The 18003-nt window shown below is 67.5% G+C and carries 16 protein-coding genes; 8 read left to right on the forward strand and 8 right to left on the reverse strand.

The window, feature by feature from the left end; all coding sequences use genetic code 11:
• From A9W99_RS17975 to A9W99_RS17985, 3 genes are all read left to right on the forward strand, one after another.
• On the forward strand, positions 1-1088 hold a 1088-nt coding region (locus tag A9W99_RS17975; RefSeq protein ID WP_253870010.1), incomplete at its 5' end, for an IMP dehydrogenase.
• Positions 1089-1091: 3 nt separating this feature from the next.
• The gene (locus tag A9W99_RS17980; RefSeq protein WP_067380999.1) at positions 1092-2219 is read left to right on the forward strand and encodes a GuaB3 family IMP dehydrogenase-related protein; all 1128 of its coding nucleotides are present in this window, start codon (positions 1092-1094) and stop codon (positions 2217-2219) included.
• A gap of 134 nt (positions 2220-2353) precedes the next feature.
• A complete protein-coding gene (locus tag A9W99_RS17985; RefSeq protein WP_067381002.1) occupies positions 2354-4090 on the forward strand; it encodes a GMC oxidoreductase in 1737 nt (578 codons plus the stop codon).
• On the opposite strand, the gene A9W99_RS17990 is transcribed toward A9W99_RS17985, so the two are convergent.
• Entirely contained in the window at positions 4087-4983 is an 897-nt protein-coding gene (locus tag A9W99_RS17990; protein ID WP_067381005.1) for a TauD/TfdA family dioxygenase, read from the reverse strand. The two genes, A9W99_RS17985 and A9W99_RS17990, sit on opposite strands and share 4 nt — an antisense overlap.
• Positions 4984-5041: 58 nt before the next feature.
• Here A9W99_RS17990 and A9W99_RS17995 point away from each other — a divergent pair, with 58 nt between their 5' ends.
• On the forward strand, positions 5042-5608 hold the full coding sequence (locus tag A9W99_RS17995; RefSeq protein ID WP_067381008.1) for a TetR/AcrR family transcriptional regulator: 567 nt from the start codon (positions 5042-5044) through the stop codon (positions 5606-5608).
• Here the strand turns inward: A9W99_RS17995 and A9W99_RS18000 are convergent.
• The 5 genes from A9W99_RS18000 to A9W99_RS18020 are packed head-to-tail and all read right to left on the reverse strand — an operon-like array spanning position 5605 to position 11948.
• Positions 5605-7965, reverse strand: coding sequence for a glycoside hydrolase family 65 protein (locus tag A9W99_RS18000; RefSeq protein ID WP_067381011.1), 2361 nt, complete (start codon positions 7963-7965; stop codon positions 5605-5607). The genes A9W99_RS17995 and A9W99_RS18000 overlap by 4 nt on opposite strands.
• Entirely contained in the window at positions 7962-8750 is a 789-nt protein-coding gene (locus A9W99_RS18005) for a beta-phosphoglucomutase family hydrolase (RefSeq protein WP_067381014.1), read from the reverse strand. Before A9W99_RS18005 ends, A9W99_RS18000 begins: the two co-directional genes overlap by 4 nt.
• A 38-nt stretch (positions 8751-8788) precedes the next feature.
• A complete protein-coding gene (locus A9W99_RS18010) occupies positions 8789-9598 on the reverse strand; it encodes a class I SAM-dependent methyltransferase (RefSeq protein ID WP_067381018.1) in 810 nt (269 codons plus the stop codon).
• Entirely contained in the window at positions 9595-10431 is an 837-nt protein-coding gene (locus tag A9W99_RS18015; RefSeq protein WP_067381021.1) for a class I SAM-dependent methyltransferase, read from the reverse strand. The genes A9W99_RS18010 and A9W99_RS18015 overlap by 4 nt, the downstream gene beginning before the upstream one ends.
• Complete coding sequence (locus A9W99_RS18020; protein WP_067381024.1) at positions 10428-11948, reverse strand: MFS transporter; 1521 nt, start codon at positions 11946-11948, stop codon at positions 10428-10430. The genes A9W99_RS18015 and A9W99_RS18020 overlap by 4 nt, the downstream gene beginning before the upstream one ends.
• A 79-nt stretch (positions 11949-12027) precedes the next feature.
• Here A9W99_RS18020 and A9W99_RS18025 point away from each other — a divergent pair, with 79 nt between their 5' ends.
• Entirely contained in the window at positions 12028-12669 is a 642-nt protein-coding gene (locus tag A9W99_RS18025) for a helix-turn-helix domain-containing protein (RefSeq protein ID WP_067381028.1), read from the forward strand.
• 3 nt (positions 12670-12672) lie between these two features.
• Here A9W99_RS18025 and A9W99_RS18030 read toward each other — a convergent pair whose 3' ends face one another.
• Complete coding sequence (locus tag A9W99_RS18030; RefSeq protein WP_067381031.1) at positions 12673-13320, reverse strand: TetR/AcrR family transcriptional regulator; 648 nt, start codon at positions 13318-13320, stop codon at positions 12673-12675.
• A 59-nt stretch (positions 13321-13379) separates the two neighbouring features.
• Between A9W99_RS18030 and A9W99_RS18035 the strand changes: the two genes are divergently transcribed.
• Positions 13380-14576, forward strand: a complete 1197-nt coding sequence (locus tag A9W99_RS18035) for an acyl-CoA dehydrogenase family protein (protein WP_067381034.1) — start codon at positions 13380-13382, stop codon at positions 14574-14576.
• A gap of 55 nt (positions 14577-14631) precedes the next feature.
• The gene (guaA, locus tag A9W99_RS18040) at positions 14632-16242 is read left to right on the forward strand and encodes a glutamine-hydrolyzing GMP synthase (RefSeq protein ID WP_156623167.1); all 1611 of its coding nucleotides are present in this window, start codon (positions 14632-14634) and stop codon (positions 16240-16242) included.
• Positions 16243-16310: 68 nt separating this feature from the next.
• Here the strand turns inward: guaA and A9W99_RS18045 are convergent, their stop codons facing one another.
• A complete protein-coding gene (locus A9W99_RS18045) occupies positions 16311-16913 on the reverse strand; it encodes a hypothetical protein (protein WP_067381036.1) in 603 nt (200 codons plus the stop codon).
• A gap of 99 nt (positions 16914-17012) precedes the next feature.
• Here A9W99_RS18045 and A9W99_RS18050 point away from each other — a divergent pair, with 99 nt between their 5' ends.
• On the forward strand, positions 17013-17639 hold the full coding sequence (locus A9W99_RS18050; RefSeq protein WP_067381039.1) for a hypothetical protein: 627 nt from the start codon (positions 17013-17015) through the stop codon (positions 17637-17639).
• The last annotated feature ends 364 nt before the right edge of the window (positions 17640-18003 follow it).

The raw sequence follows: 18003 nt of genomic DNA on the forward strand, positions 1-18003 counted from the left end.
TCACCTCGGCGACCTGTCTGGACTGGTCGACCTCGAATCGCATGTCGCGGTTGGTGATGATGCCGACCAAGGCGCCGCTGATCACCGCGCAGGAAGGCGTCAGCGCCGACGCGGCGCTCGGTCTGCTGCGGCGCAACAAGATCGAGAAGCTGCCCGTCGTCGACGGCCACGGCAGGCTGACCGGCCTCATCACGGTCAAAGACTTCGTCAAGACCGAACAGCATCCGCTGGCCACTAAGGACAGTGACGGGCGGCTGCTGGTGGGTGCCGCCGTCGGTGTCGGCGGGGATGCCTGGGTCCGCGCGATGATGCTGGTCGACGCGGGGGCGGACGTGCTCGTGGTCGACACCGCCCACGCCCACAACCGGTTGGTGCTCGACATGGTCGCGCAGCTCAAGGCCGAGGTCGGCGACCGGGTCCAGGTGATCGGCGGCAATGTGGCGACCAGGTCGGCCGCCACCGCCCTGGTCGAGGCCGGCGCCGACGCGGTGAAGGTCGGCGTGGGTCCCGGATCCATCTGCACCACCCGGGTGGTGGCCGGCGTCGGCGCTCCACAGATCACGGCGATTCTGGAAGCCGTCGCGGCGTGCGCACCGAGGGGTGTGCCGGTGATCGCCGACGGGGGGCTGCAGTACTCCGGCGACATCGCCAAGGCGCTGGCCGCCGGGGCGTCGACGACCATGCTGGGCTCGCTGCTGGCCGGCACCGCCGAGGCGCCCGGCGACCTGATCTTCGTCAACGGCAAGCAATACAAGAGCTATCGCGGCATGGGGTCGCTGGGCGCCATGCAGGGCCGAGGTGGCGGGAAGTCCTACTCCAAGGACCGCTACTTCGCCGACGACGCGCTCTCCGAGGACAAGCTGGTGCCCGAGGGTATCGAGGGCAGGGTGCCGTTCCGTGGCCCGTTGTCGTCGGTGATCCACCAGCTGACCGGTGGGCTGCGCGCCGCTATGGGTTACACCGGTTCGCCGACCATCGAGGTGCTGCAGCAGGCGCAGTTCGTGCGGATCACCCCGGCCGGACTGAAAGAGAGCCATCCGCACGACGTCGCGATGACCGTCGAAGCGCCCAACTACTACGTCCGATAATCCATGGTCGAGATCGGGATGGGTCGGGTGGCCCGGCGCACCTACGAGCTCAGCGAGATCGGCATCGTGCCGTCGCGGCGCACCCGCTCGTCGCAGGACGTGTCGACGGCTTGGCAGCTCGACGCCTACCGATTCGAGATTCCCGTGATCGCGCATCCGACCGATGCACTGGTGTCGCCGGAGTTCGCGATCGAACTCGGCCGGCTCGGCGGGCTGGCGGTGCTCAACGGCGAGGGGCTGATAGGCCGGCACGCCGACGTCGAGGCCAAGATCGCGCAGCTGGTCGAGGCAGCCTGCAAGGAGCCCGAACCGTCGGCGGCGATCCGGCTGCTGCAGGAGCTGCACGCGGCCCCGCTGAACCCGGACCTCCTGGGCGCCGCGGTGGCCCGCATCCGCGAGGCCGGTGTCACCACCGCGGTGCGGGTCAGCCCGCAAAATGCGCAGGCGCTGACGCCGGTGCTGGTGTCGGCCGGTATCGACCTGCTGGTCATCCAGGGCACCATCGTTTCGGCCGAGCGAGTGGCCAGTGATGGCGAGCCGCTCAACCTGAAGACGTTCATCGCCGAGCTGGACGTCCCCGTGGTCGCCGGCGGTGTGCAGGACCATCGCACCGCCCTGCATCTGATGCGCACCGGGGCGGCGGGCGTCATCGTCGGCTACGGCTCGACCCGAGGGGTGACGACCACCGACGAGGTGCTGGGCATCAGCGTGCCGATGGCCACCGCGATCGCCGACGCCGCAGCCGCCCGGCGGGAATACCTCGACGAGACCGGCGGCCGCTACGTGCACGTGCTGGCCGACGGCGACATCCACACGTCCGGCGAGCTGGCCAAGGCCATCGCCTGCGGAGCCGACGCGGTAATGCTCGGCACGCCGCTGGCCGAATGCGCCGAGGCACTCGGGCAGGGATGGTTCTGGCCGGCCGCGGCGGCGCACCCGTCGTTGCCGCGGGGCGCGCTGTTGCAGATCGCCGTCGGCGAGCGGCCGCCGCTGGACCAGGTTCTCAACGGTCCGTCCGACGATCCGTTCGGCACCCTGAACCTGGTCGGCGGCCTGCGGCGGTCGATGGCCAAGGCCGGTTACTGCGACCTCAAGGAATTTCAGAAGGTCGGCCTGACCGTCGGCAGCTGAGTGTTGGGCGAGCAGACGCAAAATCCCCCGAAACATCGGCGTGTCGGGGATTTTGCGTCTGCTCGCCGTACCGGCGTTCGCACTCCTGCGACCGATTTGTGCGATTCTGCGCCTGCTCGCCGTAGGCTGGGCCGATGAAGCCGGATTACGACGTACTGATCATCGGTTCGGGTTTCGGGGGTAGCGTCAGCGCACTGCGGCTCACCGAAAAGGGCTATCGGGTAGGGGTGTTGGAGGCCGGCCGCCGGTTCGCCGACGACGAGTTCGCCAAGACGTCCTGGAACCTGCGTAAGTTCCTGTGGGCGCCCAGGCTGGGCTGCTACGGCATCCAGCGGATCCACCCGCTGAAAAACGTGATGATCCTGGCCGGCGCCGGAGTGGGCGGCGGTTCGCTCAACTACGCCAACACGTTGTACGTGCCGCCGGAGCCGTTCTTCAACGACCCGCAGTGGAAGCACATCACCGACTGGGGCAGCGAGCTCGGGCCGCACTACGACCAGGCGCGGCGGATGCTCGGCGTGGTGTTCAACCCGACGTTCACCGACGCGGACCGCATCGTCAAGGAGGTCGCCGACGAGATGGGCTGCGGCGACACGTTCGTCCCGACCCCGGTCGGGGTGTTCTTCGGCCCGGACGGCACCCAGGCCCCGGGCGTGACCGTGCCCGACCCGTATTTCGGCGGCGCGGGACCGGCGCGCACCGGCTGCATGGAGTGCGGCTGTTGCATGACGGGCTGTCGCTACGGCGCCAAGAACACCCTGGTGAAGAACTACCTGGGGCTCGCGGAATCCGCAGGGGCACAAGTGATTCCGATGACGACGGTGACGGGGTTCGAGCAGCGCTCCGACGGGTTGTGGGAGGTCCGCACGGTCCGCACCGGCAGCTGGCTGCGCCGCGACCGGCGCACCTTCACCGCCACCTACCTGATCCTGGCCGCCGGCACCTGGGGCACCCAGCACCTGCTGTTCAACATGCGCGACAAGGGCAAGCTGCCGCGTCTGTCGAAGCGATTGGGCGTGTTGACCCGCACTAACTCCGAGTCGATCGTCGGCGCCGGGCGGCTGGAGGTGTCACCCGACTTGGACCTGACCCACGGCGTCGCCATCACGTCGTCGATACATCCGACGCCGGACACCCACATCGAACCCGTCCGCTACGGCAAGGGCTCCAACGCGATGGGCCTGCTGCAGACGTTGATGACCGACGGCGAAGGTCCCGAGGGCACCGACGTGCCGCGGTGGAAACAGCTGCTGGAGCAGGCGAGGGACGATCCGCGCCGCATGCTTCGGCTGCTCAACCCACGTCAGTGGAGCGAGCGCACCATGATCGCCCTCGTGATGCAGCACCTGGACAACTCGATCACCACCTTCACCAAGCGCGGCAGGCTGGGCATCCGCTGGTACTCCAGCAAGCAGGGTCACGGCGAGCCGAACCCCAGCTGGATCCCGGTCGGCAACGAGGTCACCCGACGAATCGCGGCCAAGATCGACGGGGTGGCCGGCGGCACCTGGGGCGAGCTATTCAACATCCCGCTGACCGCGCACTTCCTCGGCGGTGCGGTGATCGGGGACAGCCCAGAAAACGGAGTCATCGACCCCTATCACCGCGTCTACGGCTATCCGACGCTGTATGTGGTCGACGGTGCCGCGATCTCGGCCAACCTGGGTGTCAACCCGTCGCTGTCCATCACCGCGCAAGCCGAGCGGGCCGCGTCGCTGTGGCCTAACAAGGGCGAGAACGACCAGCGGCCGCTGCAGGGCGACACCTACCGCCGGCTGGACCCGATCCCGCCGGAGCATCCGGTGGTTCCCGCCGAAGCGCCCGGTGGGTTGCGGTGGCTGCCGACCGAACCGGTCAGCAACGCCGGCTAGCTGGCGATCACCTCGAGCGGCGCGCCGCTGACCACGCGGCTGCGCTCGCCGTGCACGTTGACGGGCACATCGCCCATCAGGGTGACCCGGTGCATCAGCCGGGGCTGGCCATCGTAGTCGTCGATCGCCCGGTGCTGGGTGGCCCGGTTGTCCCAGATCGCGACGTCGCCCGGCTCCCAATTCCAGCGAACAGTGTTCTCCGGCATGGTGATTCGCCGCTGCAGCAATTCCAGCAGCACGGTCGACTCGTGGCTGTCCAGGCCGACGAAGTTGCGCACGAAATCGCCGGCCACCAACGTGCGTTCGCCGGTCTCCGGGTGTACCCGCACGACGGGATGCTCAGTCCGGAAATCGGCCTTCTCGAACACCTGGCGGAATGCCCGCTGAGCGTCGGTCATCGATGCTTCGATGCTCACGTAGTCGTAGCGGTTGGTGTGCAGCGCCCACAGATTTTCGACGAGGCACTTGAGCGGATCGGCTAGCCGCTCGTAGGCCGCCGCGGTGGACGCCCACAACGTCGATCCGCCATAGCTGGGCAGCGTGACCGCGCGCAGGATCGAGGCCGCCGGGTAGTTCGCGGCGAAGGTGACGTCGGTGTGCCAGCGATTGGCCGAGCCGTATTCGGAGTCGATCGGCGTGATGATCGGCGCGTTCTTGGCGGACAGCACCGCCGCGGCCGGGTGGCCGATCGGCGTTCCCAGGAGACCGGCGAACGCGAGTTGCTGCGGGTCGTCCAGGTGCTCCTGGCCGCGGAAGAAGATCACCTTGTGGGCCAGCAGCGCCTGATGGATCTGTTCGGTGGTGGCCGCGTCGAGGTCACCGCTGAGCCGCACTCCGTCGACGCGGGCGCCGATTCGGCTGCCCAGCTTGGTGACGGTGATCGAGTGTGTCATCGCTGTTTCCTTGGAAGAAGTCGTGTAGTCAGTTGACTACATCGGCTAGCGTAGTCACATGACTACATCTTCGGCAAGTGGCCGCCGCAAGATTCCCACCGGACGCGAAGAGGTGGCCGCGGCGATCCTGGACGCCGCCACCGACCTGTTCGCCGAGCGGGGGCCGGCCGCGACGTCGATCCGCGACATCGCGGCCCGATCGAAGGTGAACCACGGACTGGTGTTTCGCCACTTCGGCACCAAGGAACAACTGGTGGGCGCCGTGCTCGATCACCTGGGCGCCAACCTGACCGACCTGTTGGAATCGCAGGCCGCCGCCGACGTGGTCGAAAGGGCGCTGGATCGGCAGATGCGGGTCATGGCCCGCACGGTGCTCGACGGCTACCCGGCCGGTCAGCTGCAGAAGCGCTTCCCCAACGTCGCAGGCTTGCTCGAGCGGGTGCGCCCAAGCCACGACGATGACGCCAGCGCACGGCTGGCTGTCGCCAATGCCCTTGCGCTGCAATTCGGTTGGCGGTTGTTCGCGCCGATCCTGCGCGCGGCGACCGGTCTCGACGAAGTCACGGATGCCGAGCTGCGGCAGGCCGTGCTCGACGAGGCCGCGCGGATGGTCGAACCGCGCTAACCGATCAAGCCGCGGCGGTGGACCGGCTCACGCCCCGGCGGCTGCGGTGGTGGTGGCAGCACCGGCTTGCGTTTGCGCACGGCGATGGTCGTCGGCGCTTCGGTGTTCAGCTCGAGGTCTTCGTCGGCGTGCCGGATGGTCAGGTTGGTGCCCGGTCCGTCCCGCAGCGTGTAGGTCACGTGCGTGTGGTCGACGTCGACGGTGAGCCGGAATTCGCGCCAGCGCAGGCGGAAGCACAGTCGGGAGATGCCGTCGGGCAGATGGGGATCGATGGACAGAATGCCCTCGTCGTCGCGCAGCCCGCCGAAGCCCGCGACCAGTGCCGTCCAGGCCCCGGCCAGCGAGGCCATGTGCAGCCCGTCGCGGGTGTTCTGATGCAGATCGCGGATGTCGATCAGCGCGGCCTCGTACGCATAGTCGTGGGCCAGCTCCAGATGCCCGACCTCGGCGCACATCACCGCCTGGGTACACGCCGACAGCGACGAATCGCGCACCATGCGCCGTTCGTAGTAGTCGACGTTGCGCGCCTTCTGCTCATAGGTGAACGCGTGGCTCTGCCACTGCATCGCCAGCACCAGGTCGGCCTGCTTGATCACTTGCGCCGGGTAGAGCCGCACGTAGGCCTCATGCAACAGCAACGGGTAGGTGGTGGTGGTTTCGAAATTCCACTCCGCCAGGGTGGTGAAGCCTTCGCATTGCTGATGGACGCCCAGCTCGTCGTCGTAGGGAATGTTGATGGCATTGGCCGCATCACGCCAGGCGGCCATTTCTTCGGTGGTGACGCCGACCGCTCCCGACGCTTCGGGATGGCGGGCGCAGGCAGCGGCGGCGGTGAGCAGGTTGTGTGCCGCCATCAGGTTCGTGAACACGTTGTCGCGGACTATCGCGGTGTACTCGTCGGGACCGGTGACGCCGTCGAGGTGCCACACACCATGCCGGTCGTGGTGCCCGATGGACATCCACAACCGCGCGGTTTCGATCAGCACGGCCAGACCGCATTCCGCCTCCAGCGACTGGTCACCGGTGACAACGCGGTAGCGCTCGAAGGCCATCGCGATGTCGGCGTTGATGTGCCAGGCCGCGGTGCCGGCCGGCCAGTATGCCGAGCACTCCTGTCCCCGGATCGTTCGCCAGGGGAAAGCGGCACCCTCCAGACCGAGTTCGGCCGCCCGCTCCTTAGCGAGGTCCATCGTCGATGCCCGCCACCGCAGCGCGTCGGCGACGGCGTGCGGCAGGGTGTAGGTCAGCACCGGCAGGACGAAACCCTCGGTGTCCCAGAAGGCGTGCCCGTCGTAGCCGGTTCCGGTGAGCCCCTTGCTGGGGATCGCTCGGCGTTCGGCGCGCGCGCTGCACTGGACCAGGTGGAAGAGCCCGAACCGCACGGCTTGCTGAGATTCCGGGTCGCCTTCGACCTCGACGTCGGCGCTGTCCCAGAACAAGTCCAAAAACGCGCGTTGCGATTCGACCAGCCCCTTCCACCCGCTGTAGCGGGCGCTGTGCTGTGCGGCGGCGGCCTGGTCGCGCAGCGCCGGGCGGGAACGCAGGCTGGACCAGCCGTACGCCAGGTATTTGACGATGCGCAGCTTCTGGCCGGGACGCAGCCCGCAGATGATGGTGGTGCGGGCCAGGTCTGGGCGGGCGTCGGTGGATACCTCGACCCGCCCGGGAACTTCGACCTCGTGGTCCATGGTTGCGGCCATCATCAGGGCGCTGGCGCGGGTGCGGTGCATGAGGCATGCTCCGCGCTCGGTGCTTTCGTGCGCGACGGCCTCCAGCGGATTTTCTAGGATCGCCGACACCCGCGGGTCGTCCGAGGTCTCCGGCTGGTCTTCGTTGGTGACCAGTTCGGATTGCACTGTCGCGCGGATGAACTGGTCGACCGCCTCGACCACATACTCGATGGCCGCCACACTGCGGTGTACCAGCGACACCAGCCTGGTGGAGACCACCTTGACTTCCTTGCCGGTGGGCGAGCGCCAGTGCGCGCGACGGACCAACGTCCCGGCGCGCAGGTCGAGGCAGCGCTCGTGCTCGACCAGCTCGCCGTAGCGCACGTCGAACGGCTCGTCGTCGACCATCAGGCGGATGATCTTGCCGTTGGTGACGTCGACAACGGTCTGGCCGGCTTCCGGGTATCCGTATCCGGCCTCCGCGTAGGGCAGCGGACGGATCTCGTAGAAGGAGTTCAGATAGGTGCCCGGCAGGCCGTACGGTTCGCCCTCGTCGAGATTGCCGCGCAGCCCGATGTGCCCGTTGGACAACGCGAACAGCGACTCGGATTGGGCCAGCAAGTTCAGGTTGAGCCTGGTCTCGCGGACCTGCCAAGGTTCGACGGGGAAGGCTTCTTCAGTGATCATGACTGCAGCAGCTCGGCGAGGTCGGTCACGACGACGTCGGCGCCGTTGCGGCGTAGATCTTCTGCCTGGCCCACTCGGTCGACGCCAATCACGACGCCGAAGTTACCGTCCCGGCCTGCCTGCACGCCGGATATCGCGTCCTCGAACACCGCGGCCGCGTCGGCGGGAACGTCAAGCAGTTCGGCCGCGCGCAGAAACGAGTCGGGCGCCGGCTTGCCGGCGATGTGTTCCTCACGCAACGTCACCCCGTCCACCCGCTGCTGGACAAACCGATCGAGGCCGGTGATTTCCAGGACGTCGCCGGTGTTGGCACTGGAAGACACCACGGCCACCGCGAGATTCGCCTCCGACACCGCCTCCAGATAGCGCCGCGACCCGTCGAACACCTTGACGCCGTCGTCGTGCAGAACTTTCTGGAACATGTCGTTCTTGCGGTTGCCCAGCCCGTATATCGTCTCGGCGTCACCGGGGTCGTCCGGGCTGCCGTCGGGCAGCTCGATTCCGCGGCTCTCCAGAAAAGACCGGACCCCGTCTTCGCGTTTCTTGCCGTCGACGTACTCGCGGTAGTCGGCGCCCACGTCGAAGGGCACGAACTCTTCTCCGGTGTCCTTCGCGCGTTTCTTTAGATACGCGTCGAACATAGTTTTCCACGCCTTGGTGTGCACGCTCGCGGTATCGGTGAGCACACCGTCGAGGTCGAACAAGCAAGCACGAATGTTTTCCGGCAGACCCAGCGGGCTCACGGACACCTCACTTTCGGGGTTGGGCGGTATCCACTCCACCATGCTTGTGCGTGTGCCGCTACCAATCTGGTGAGTCGATTTCAGCCGATTGCCCGGACGACCCCCTGGATGACTCGCAGGCGCCCGTCGGCCAGCGCGTTGGTCAGGTTCTCGGCTTTGCGGGCGAAGTCGGGGACGAACGTGTGCAGGCCCAGCGGGTTGACGGGCTGCGCCAGCAGGGTCTGCATGAGGGCGGCCGCCTGGTCGGTGAGGTCATTCCAGCGGTCGACCGAGAACCCGGCGGACTCGACGGCGGCGCGCAATGCGTCGGAGGTGACCAGATGACTGGTCGTGGGGTGATCGGCCCACGGGAGCGGATAGTCGAGTTCGCGGGTGTCGCCAATCGTGATGTCCCACATGGCAAGCCGTCCGCCGGCGGTGAGGACGCGGCGCGCTTCGGAGTACAGGCGCGACTTGTCTGCCACGTTCATCTGGACGTGCTGGCTGACGACGACGTCGAAAGTGCCGTCGGCGAAGGGGAGTTCGGTCACGTCCGCCTGACGAACCACGATCAGGTTGTCGAGCCCGACGAGCCCGTTGAGCCAACGATTCGTCTGGCAGTACTCGTCGGTGAGATCCACGGCGGTGACCGGGCAGCCGTACCGGTGGGCGACGTAGCGTGCGGTGCCGCCGACCCCGCTGCCGGCATCGAGCACCCTACTGTCGGTTGCGATCTGCGTGAGGTCCACCAGCTGGCTGGTGGCATAGCGCCCCATGGTGTGGAAGTCCTCCAGCAGGGGCAGGTCGGTGGGTTCGAGTTGGTCGAGGACTTTCCCTGCGGCGGTCAGTGCCGCCGCGATGTTCCGCTGTGACAGACCGGTCGAGTACTGGGTTGCGATTGTCTCCGTCATTTCCGTACCCATGCGGTGATGAGGGAAGGCATTGCGATGAGGGCATTGGCCGCCAGCGCCTCTGCACGGAATAGGGACACGAACTCGTCGATATCGGCGAGTTCGTCGATGGCGAAGCCGTTCTGCTGCACGACGGGAGACACCAACCGCCAGACTTCCGCGGCGTAGGCCAGGATGTCGTTCTCCGCGGCGGTGCCGATCGGCGTGCCGAGGGTCAGCCGTGGCGTCCCCAGTCCGGCGTCGGCGAAGACGGTGTGCAGCAGTGTGCCGAACCGCGGACTGAGCCCCATGGCCTCGAAGGCGCGCACGATGCCGGTCGTCACCCGCTCGAAAAGCGGCAGGTCCGGGATGCTGCGCGTCCCGGTGATGTCGTTCTCGGAGAACGCGATCACGCCGCCGGGCCGCACGAACGAGCTGAGGTGGCGCAGCGTGGCGGCAGGGTCGGGCAGGTGCATCAGGATCAGCCTGCCGACCACGGCGTCCACCGGTTCTTCCAGGACGATCGCATCGATCGCGGCCTGGGTGAAATGCACTGCTGACAAACCTTTTTCCGCGGCGCGGGCGCGGGCCAGCTCGACCATTTCGGGGGCGGCGTCCACTCCCAGGACTGCTCCCGACGGGCCGACGAGCCGGGCGGCGATGAACGAGACGTCGCCGGGCCCGCAGCCGATATCGAGCACCCGCATGCCCGGCCGCAGCCCCGCCAGCCGCAGCGCATGCTCGGTGTAGTCGTCATACAGCTTGGCCTGCAGAAGCAGCCGCTGCACTTCGACGTCGGCATGGCCCAGGACATAGCTGCTGCCGGATGGGCCGCTTATCCGATTGTGTGTCATCGAATTTTCCTTTCTTGACGTGCCGGTTCCCAGGCCGGCAGTAGCCAGCCGACGACGATTGCTGCGCCCAGCGCGATGCCGGCGCAGACCAGCGAGCTGGCCTGCAAGCCGTCCAGGAACGCGTGATTGACAGCGTCACGGACGGACCCGGCTTGTTTTGCCGGCAATTGCTCGATTACCTTGTGCGCCAGCGCCATTGAGTGCCGCATCGCCTCGGTGGGCAGCCCGGGTGCGGTGTCGAGGTGTCCCGAGTACACCGAGGCGAAAATGCTGCCCGCGATGGCGACGCCGAGGGTACCGCCGAGTTCGCGGGTGGTGTCGTTGACGGCCGAGCCGACGCCGGCCTTGTCGGCGGACAGCGATCCCATGATGGCCTCGGTGGCCGGGGCCGTCGTCAAGCCGAGTCCGCCACCGAGCAACAGCATCTGCGCGGCGATTTCGACGTATGGGGTGGCCGCGTCGGCCGTCGACGCCCATGCCAGCCCGCCGGCGAACACGGTCAGGCCCGCGGCGACGACGGCGGTGGTGCCGATTCGTTCGACCAGTCGCGGTCCCAGGATGCTTGCCAGCGCGATGGAGGCGGCGACCGGCAGTAGTCGCACCCCGGTCTGAAATGCCGTGTAGTTCTTGATGAATTGGAAGTACTGGGTGATGACGAAGATGAAGCCGAACAGTGTCAGGAAGCCGGCGGTCACGGCGAGGCTGCCGCCAGAGAACCGGCGGTTGAAGAAGACCGTGACGTCGAGCATCGGATGAGTGCTGCGTCGCTCCCACAGCGCGAATCCGATGAGAATGACTGCCGCTGCGGTGAATCCGGCGGCGGTCCGAGAGTTGGTCCATCCCCAGGTGGGCGCCTCGATGACGGTGTAGACCAGCGTCGTGATCCCTGCTGCGGACATGATCAAACCGGGCACGTCGACGCGCGGCGCGGCCGGGTCGCGTGAGGTCGGAACGAACAGGATGCCGCCGACGATCGCCACCGCGGCGATCGGGATGTTGACCATGAAAATCGATCCCCACCAGAAGTGCTCGAGCAGCCAGCCGCCGCTGATCGGTCCCACGGCCACGCCGACGCCGACCATGGCCGCCCACAGCCCGATCGCCTTGGCACGCGCTGCCGGGTCGGTGAAGATGTTGGTGATCAAGCCCAGCGTGGTCGGGAAGATCACCGCCGCACCCACGCCCATGGCTGCTCGGGCGGCGATGAGTGTGGTCGCCGAATCCGACTGTGCGGCAACGGCAGACGTGAGGGCGAACAGGGCCAGTCCGGAGTTGAGCCAGCCACGCCTGCCATAGCGGTCAGACAGGCTGCCGACCGACAGCAGCAGGCCGGACATGACCAGGGTGTAGGCGTCGACGATCCATTGCAGCTGGGCGGTGTCGGCGCCGAGTTCGCGCGACAGGGTGGGCAGCGCGACGTTGACGATGGTGGCGTCGACGCTGATGACAAAGACCCCGAGGCAGATGACGGCGAGTGCGGGAATCGGATGGTTTCGGAGCATTGGCTCGGTACGCATGGACAAGATAGTAAAGTCAATAGATAAATAAATCAAGTAGAGAGTGGAAAAAGATGTCTGCCGTTGTTAACGTATAGGGGTGCCCCCTCGCCGGAACTACAACCAGAACTGCCCGATCGCTCGCGGGCTCGATGTCCTCGGTGAGCGGTGGACGTTGCTGATCCTGCGCGAGCTGGTCGGCGGCCCTCGCCGCTACGGTGACCTGCGCGACGAGCTACCGGGTATCGCAACCAATTTGCTGGCCGAGCGCCTCAAGGAATTGCAAGACGCTGGGCTCGTGGACCGCGCCGACCTGCCGGCTCCGATCGGGCGCACCGTGTACACCCTCACCGACCTGGGCTGGCAACGGGTGCTGCCGATCCTGCAGAGCATCGCCTGGTTCGGCCTAGACCGGCTGGACCCGATCGGGGACGGCCCCGCATCGCCGTTGAACGGGTTCCTGGCCGGCATCCTGTTGGGGTTCAACTCGGGTCGGGCGGCTGGTCTGGAGGTGACGTGCCGGGTCGAGATCGACGGCCGCCGTTTCGAATTCGCGGTGACCGAAGGTCGTCTCGGCCCGGCTCACCGCGAACCCGCAGTGACAATCAAGGCCAGCGCCACCGACTTGGTCACCGCGCGACTGGGAGCGACCGAAGGTAAGCGTAAGGCGGCGCTGCGGCGCATCGACTGTACGGGCGATCCCGATGCTGTCAGCGCGGTGCGGAAGGCGTTTTCGCTGTAGGGGTCAAGCTGCGAGCAGGGCAGCGATGAGCGCCTGGGCGAGGAACTTGCCGTAGCGCCGTGCCGACCAACCACGTTCGAGGACGAGCAGCTCGTAGAGCTCCGGCGCGTGATAGGTCCACAGGACATCGCGCGCCTGTCTGGAGCTGACGCATAGCTGGCCCGTGTCGGCGAGATCCGAGGCGAACATTGTCATCGCAGTGAGGGTTTCCTGCCGGATCTGCTTCCAGACCTCAGCAGCGTCCGGGGACGACGCGGCGCCATCGCGTGCGAGTAGCTGGACCGGAGCGCTGCGCGGCATGGTAGCCGCCAGGTGCTCGGCGTAGATCTCGAGCTTGCGGGTTGCGTCGGTCGCATTGATCACGTTCTGGATCACGTCTCGCTGCACCATCGGGATCGGTTCGTCGTCGCCCGCGACAGACACGTCGAAAAGTGCCTTGAGCACGCCCGCTTTGGTTGCGAAGGCCTTGTACACCGTTTCGACTGACACGCCGGCGTCCCGCGCGATCTCGGCGATGGTCGTCGTCGCATAACCCTGCGCCAGGAAGCGTTTCCGGGCCGCCGCAAGCACCGCCCGCCGGTTCTGCTCGGCCTGCTGGCGACGCCGGGTGGAGTCGTAGCGGCGCGGAGGTTGGCTCTTGACAGATGTCATAATTCACTACATGCTCCTGTATCTATTACTGCGTATTGTATCAGAAATTGGGAGCGCACATGACAACCGCAACACGCCCCGCCGTCAACCTGAGGGACGGCGATCACCTCACGGCGGCAGCGCGGACGCTGTCGCCCGAAATCACACGGTGCGCCAACGACGCCGAGGCGCTCGGGACACTGCCGCTCCATCTGGTCGAGCGGCTGCGCGAGGCAGGCGTCTTCCGCGCCCTGCAGCCACGCTCCCTGGGCGGGTTGGAGGTGGCCCCGGTCGAATTCATTCAGGTAGTCGAGGAACTGGCGCGAGCCGACGGCTCGACCGGCTGGATCGCGGCGATCGGCGCCGGCGCACCGGCGTTCACCGCGTGGCTCGAAACTGCCGTCGCCACAGAGTTATTCGGCTCGGACGCCGACTTCCTGGCGGCCACGGTGTTCGCCCCGACCGGGCGAGCCGTCCCGGATCGCGGAGGGCGGTTCGCCGTCGACGGTCGTTGGCCGTTCGCGAGCGGTTGCCGCCATGCCGAATGGATGCTGGCCGGGATCTTCGTGTTCGACGGCGAAACGCCGCGAATGATCCCCGAACAGGGGCCCGACTGGCGCCTTGCGTTCTTTCCGCGCGCCAACGCCGAAATCGTCGACAACTGGGATGTCCTGGGGCTCCGCGGTACCGGCAGCAACGACGTCGTCGCACGCGGTCTCCACGTCGCCGAAGAGCACACCATCAGCCCGTTCTTCCAGTCGGCCCGTCACGACGGGCCACTGTGGAGACTGGCGTTCTTCACGCTCGTCGGAGTCGCCCTGGTCGGCGTGCCGCTCGGGATCGCCAGACGCGCACTCGACGAATTCACCGATCTCGCGGCGACCAAGACCCGGGCCGGCACCTTCCAGTCGCTTGCCGAAGACCCCGCCGCCCAGGTCGAGTTCGCTTGTGCTGAAGCCAGTTTGAGGTCAGCGCGAGCTTTCGTGTTCGATGAGGCCAGTTCCTTGTGGGCCACCGCATGTGCCGGTGACCCGCCATCAATGGAGCAGCGCGCCGGCTTCCAACTCGCCGCCCAGGAGGCGATGCGGGCGGCCCGTCACGTCGTAGATACGACGTTCTCGTTGACAGGTGCGGGCGCGGTGCATGCGAGCCACCCCCTGCAACGGTGCTTCCGGGATTTGCACACCGCCGGCCAGCATGTGTATTTCAGCCCATCCGCCCTCAAGCGCTACGCTGGCACTCGTTTCGGCATTGCGCAACCGACCCACCTCATGTGAACCAGCGCAGCTAAGACCCAGCCGGGCACGCTTCGCGAGCCACTAAGCTGGCTGCGTGGTCGAACCCGCTGATGCCTCCGACGAGGTCGCCGTGCCTGCATCGCCTTCATCGCAGGCTCGACCGGTGCTCGTGGTCGACTTCGGCGCGCAATACGCGCAGTTGATTGCCCGCCGGGTCCGAGAAGCACGGGTCTTCTCGGAGGTGATTCCGCACACCACGCCGATCGAAGAGATCAAGGCCCGCGATCCGCTGGCTGTCGTGCTGTCCGGCGGACCCGCCAGCGTCTATGCCGAGGGTGCCCCGCAACTGGATCCGGCGCTGTTCGACCTCGGCCTTCCGGTGTTCGGCATCTGTTACGGGTTTCAGGCCATGGCGCAGGCACTCGGTGGAACCGTCGCCCACACCGGCACCAGCGAATTCGGCAGGACAGAACTGAAAGTCCTTGGCGGCGATCTACATTCGGACCTGCCGCAGGTCCAGCCGGTCTGGATGAGCCACGGCGACGCGGTCACCGCCGCCCCCGACGGATTTCACGTGGTGGCCAGCAGCGCCGGCGCCCCCGTGGCCGCCTTCGAGGCCCGCGACCGGCGGCTGGCCGGGGTTCAGTATCACCCCGAGGTGATGCACACCCCGCACGGCCAACAGATCCTCAGCCGGTTTCTGCACGACTTCGCCGGACTGGGCACCGACTGGACACCGGCCAACATCGCCAGCGCGTTGGTCGAGCAGGTGCGTCGGCAGATCGGCGACGGCCAAGCAATCTGCGGGCTGTCCGGCGGCGTGGATTCCGCGGTGGCCGCCGCGCTGGTGCAACGCGCCATCGGCGATCGCCTGACCTGTGTCTTCGTCGACCACGGGCTGTTGCGCGCCGGTGAGCGGGCGCAGGTTGAACGCGATTTCGTCGCGGCGACGGGCGCCAATCTGGTCACCGTCGATGCGGCGCAGACTTTCCTGGAGGCGTTGTCGGGGGTGACGAACCCCGAGGGCAAGCGCAAGATCATCGGCCGGCAGTTCATCCGTGCCTTCGAGGGCGCGGTGCGGGATGTGTTGGGGGGGCAGGGCCCCGGAAACGACATTGACTTTCTGGTGCAGGGCACGCTGTATCCCGACGTGGTGGAGTCCGGCGGCGGCAGCGGCACCGCGAACATCAAGAGCCACCACAATGTCGGCGGTCTGCCCGGCGACCTGAAGTTCAAACTCGTCGAGCCGCTCCGGCTGCTGTTCAAAGACGAGGTGCGTGCGGTCGGCCGGGAGCTGGGCTTGCCGGAGGAAATCGTTGCGCGCCAGCCATTTCCAGGGCCGGGACTGGGAATCCGGATCGTCGGCGAGGTCACCGCTGGGCGGTTGGCGACGCTGCGGCACGCCGACTCGATCGTGCGTGAGGAGCTGACGGCGGCCGGCCTGGACCACCAGATCTGGCAGTGCCCGGTGGTGCTGCTGGCCGACGTCCGCTCGGTCGGAGTGCAGGGCGACAACCGCACCTACGGGCACCCGATCGTGTTGCGGCCGGTCTCCAGCGAGGACGCCATGACCGCCGACTGGACCCGGGTGCCCTATGAGGTGCTGGAGCGCATCTCGACCCGGATCACCAACGAGGTGGCCGAGGTCAACCGTGTCGTGCTGGACATCACCAGCAAACCGCCCGGCACCATCGAGTGGGAGTAGCAGGGGCCGGGTGTCGCGACTCGAGATATGTGTTGCCAGCGGCTTTCGCGGTGGGAACTATGCGGTGTTTACTCTACGAATTCACGCTTGCCGTAGGCGATAGTGGCCGCATTCCAGTTCCCGCCGGCCTCGGCGACGAGCTTACGGGCAATATCTAGATCGCCATTTCCGGCGACCAGGATCAAAGTGTGGCCGCTCGCGGTGACGGATCCCCCCCGCATGCGGTTGCGAGCAGCTGGGTCGGCCATCAGCGCATCGCCCAGGCGAGCGATGTCGACATCCGGCACAGCGATGATCGCGTCCTTCTCGGGTGCATCCTGCGGCGAATAGTCGAAGATCAGCACCGCCTCTTGGTCGAACTGGCGGCGCAGCGCCTCGGCGGCGGTGTGCAGCGAACCGTCGGCTCCGCACAGGTGAAATTCACGCGAGCGCTCATAGGTGCTTCGTTGCAGCGCAGTGGACCAGTAAACCCCGTCGAGCGGGGTCGATCCCGTCACCGTCGCTCCGCTTAGCGCGATCGTCAGGCTGGCCTGCATCTCGAACAGGGGATCGGTGTTGTCGGTGGTGAACAGGTCCGCGGGATGGCAGGGCTCGGCGTCACTTTTGGCCGGCATTGCGGTCGAGAAACACCACCAAATGCACACCATCAGCCACACCAGTACCGATCGCATAAGCAGCCTCTCACGTTTCTTGACGGTTGTCGGAGGGCAGGTGTTTACTCCAGACATATCGAACATACTTTCGAACATTTGTCCCCGAGGAGGCTTGGCATGACTGCGGCTTTTGCCTCCGACCTACGCCAGGAAAATCGTGCTGAGCAGCTAAAACTACTCCGTCGGAAGATGGCGGCGATATCGGGTAGTCATGCCCACTCAGACGACCTGTTGCCCGATTCCACCGAACAGGCGCTGGTCCCCCGCGGAACGGTGGCGATGCTGTCGGGGGCCCGGTCGCTGGTGCTGAGCATGGTCGCGTCGGTGACGGCGGCCGGGGGCAATGCGGCAATCGTCGGGCAGCCGGATATCGGGCTGCTGGCCGCAGTGGAGATGGGGGCGGATCTGAGCCGGCTCGCGGTGATACCGGATCCCGGGACCGATCCGGTGGAGGTGGCCGCCGTGCTCATCGATGGCATGGACCTGGTGGTGCTCGGCCTGGGTGGGCGCCGGGTGCCGTGGTCGCGGACGCGGGCGGTGGCGGCCCGGGCCCGTCATAAAGGCTGCACCTTGCTGGTCACCGACGGCGACTGGCAAGGAGCACCGGCCCGGCTGGAGGCCCGGGTTTGCGGCTACGAGATCACGGCCGACAGCCGCCCCGGGTTCGGACGGATCAGTGGGGTGCGGCTGCAGATTCGCGGGTGCGCGGGGGGCCGGGTGATCGGCCGGATCCGAACGGGTTGAGTCCGGTGGCTTCCCGGGTTCTGGCGATCTGGTGCATGGACTGGCCCGCGGTCGCTGCGGCGGCGGCCGCGGGCCGGCCCCCCCCGGGGGCCCGGGCGGGGCCCGTGGGCCACCCGGGGGGTTGGGGGGGGTGTTGCCGCCCGGCGGGGGGGGGGGGGGGCGGGGGGGGCCGCCCGCGCGCGCCGCGCGCGGCCGCCGGGCGGCGGGGCGCCGCGGGGGGGGGGGGGGGGGCGGGGGGCGGGGGCGGGGGGGGGGGGGGGGGCGGCGGGCGGCGGGGGGGGGCGGGGGGGGGGGAGGGGGGGGTGGGCGAAACCGCCCACGCCCACACCGGTTGGGCGCCCGGCGGCCTCGCGCGCCTCAAGGC

Origin of the sequence: Mycobacterium sp. 1164966.3, assembly GCF_001665395.1 — a bacterium.
In the GTDB taxonomy this organism is placed as follows: Bacteria; Actinomycetota; Actinomycetes; order Mycobacteriales; family Mycobacteriaceae; genus Mycobacterium.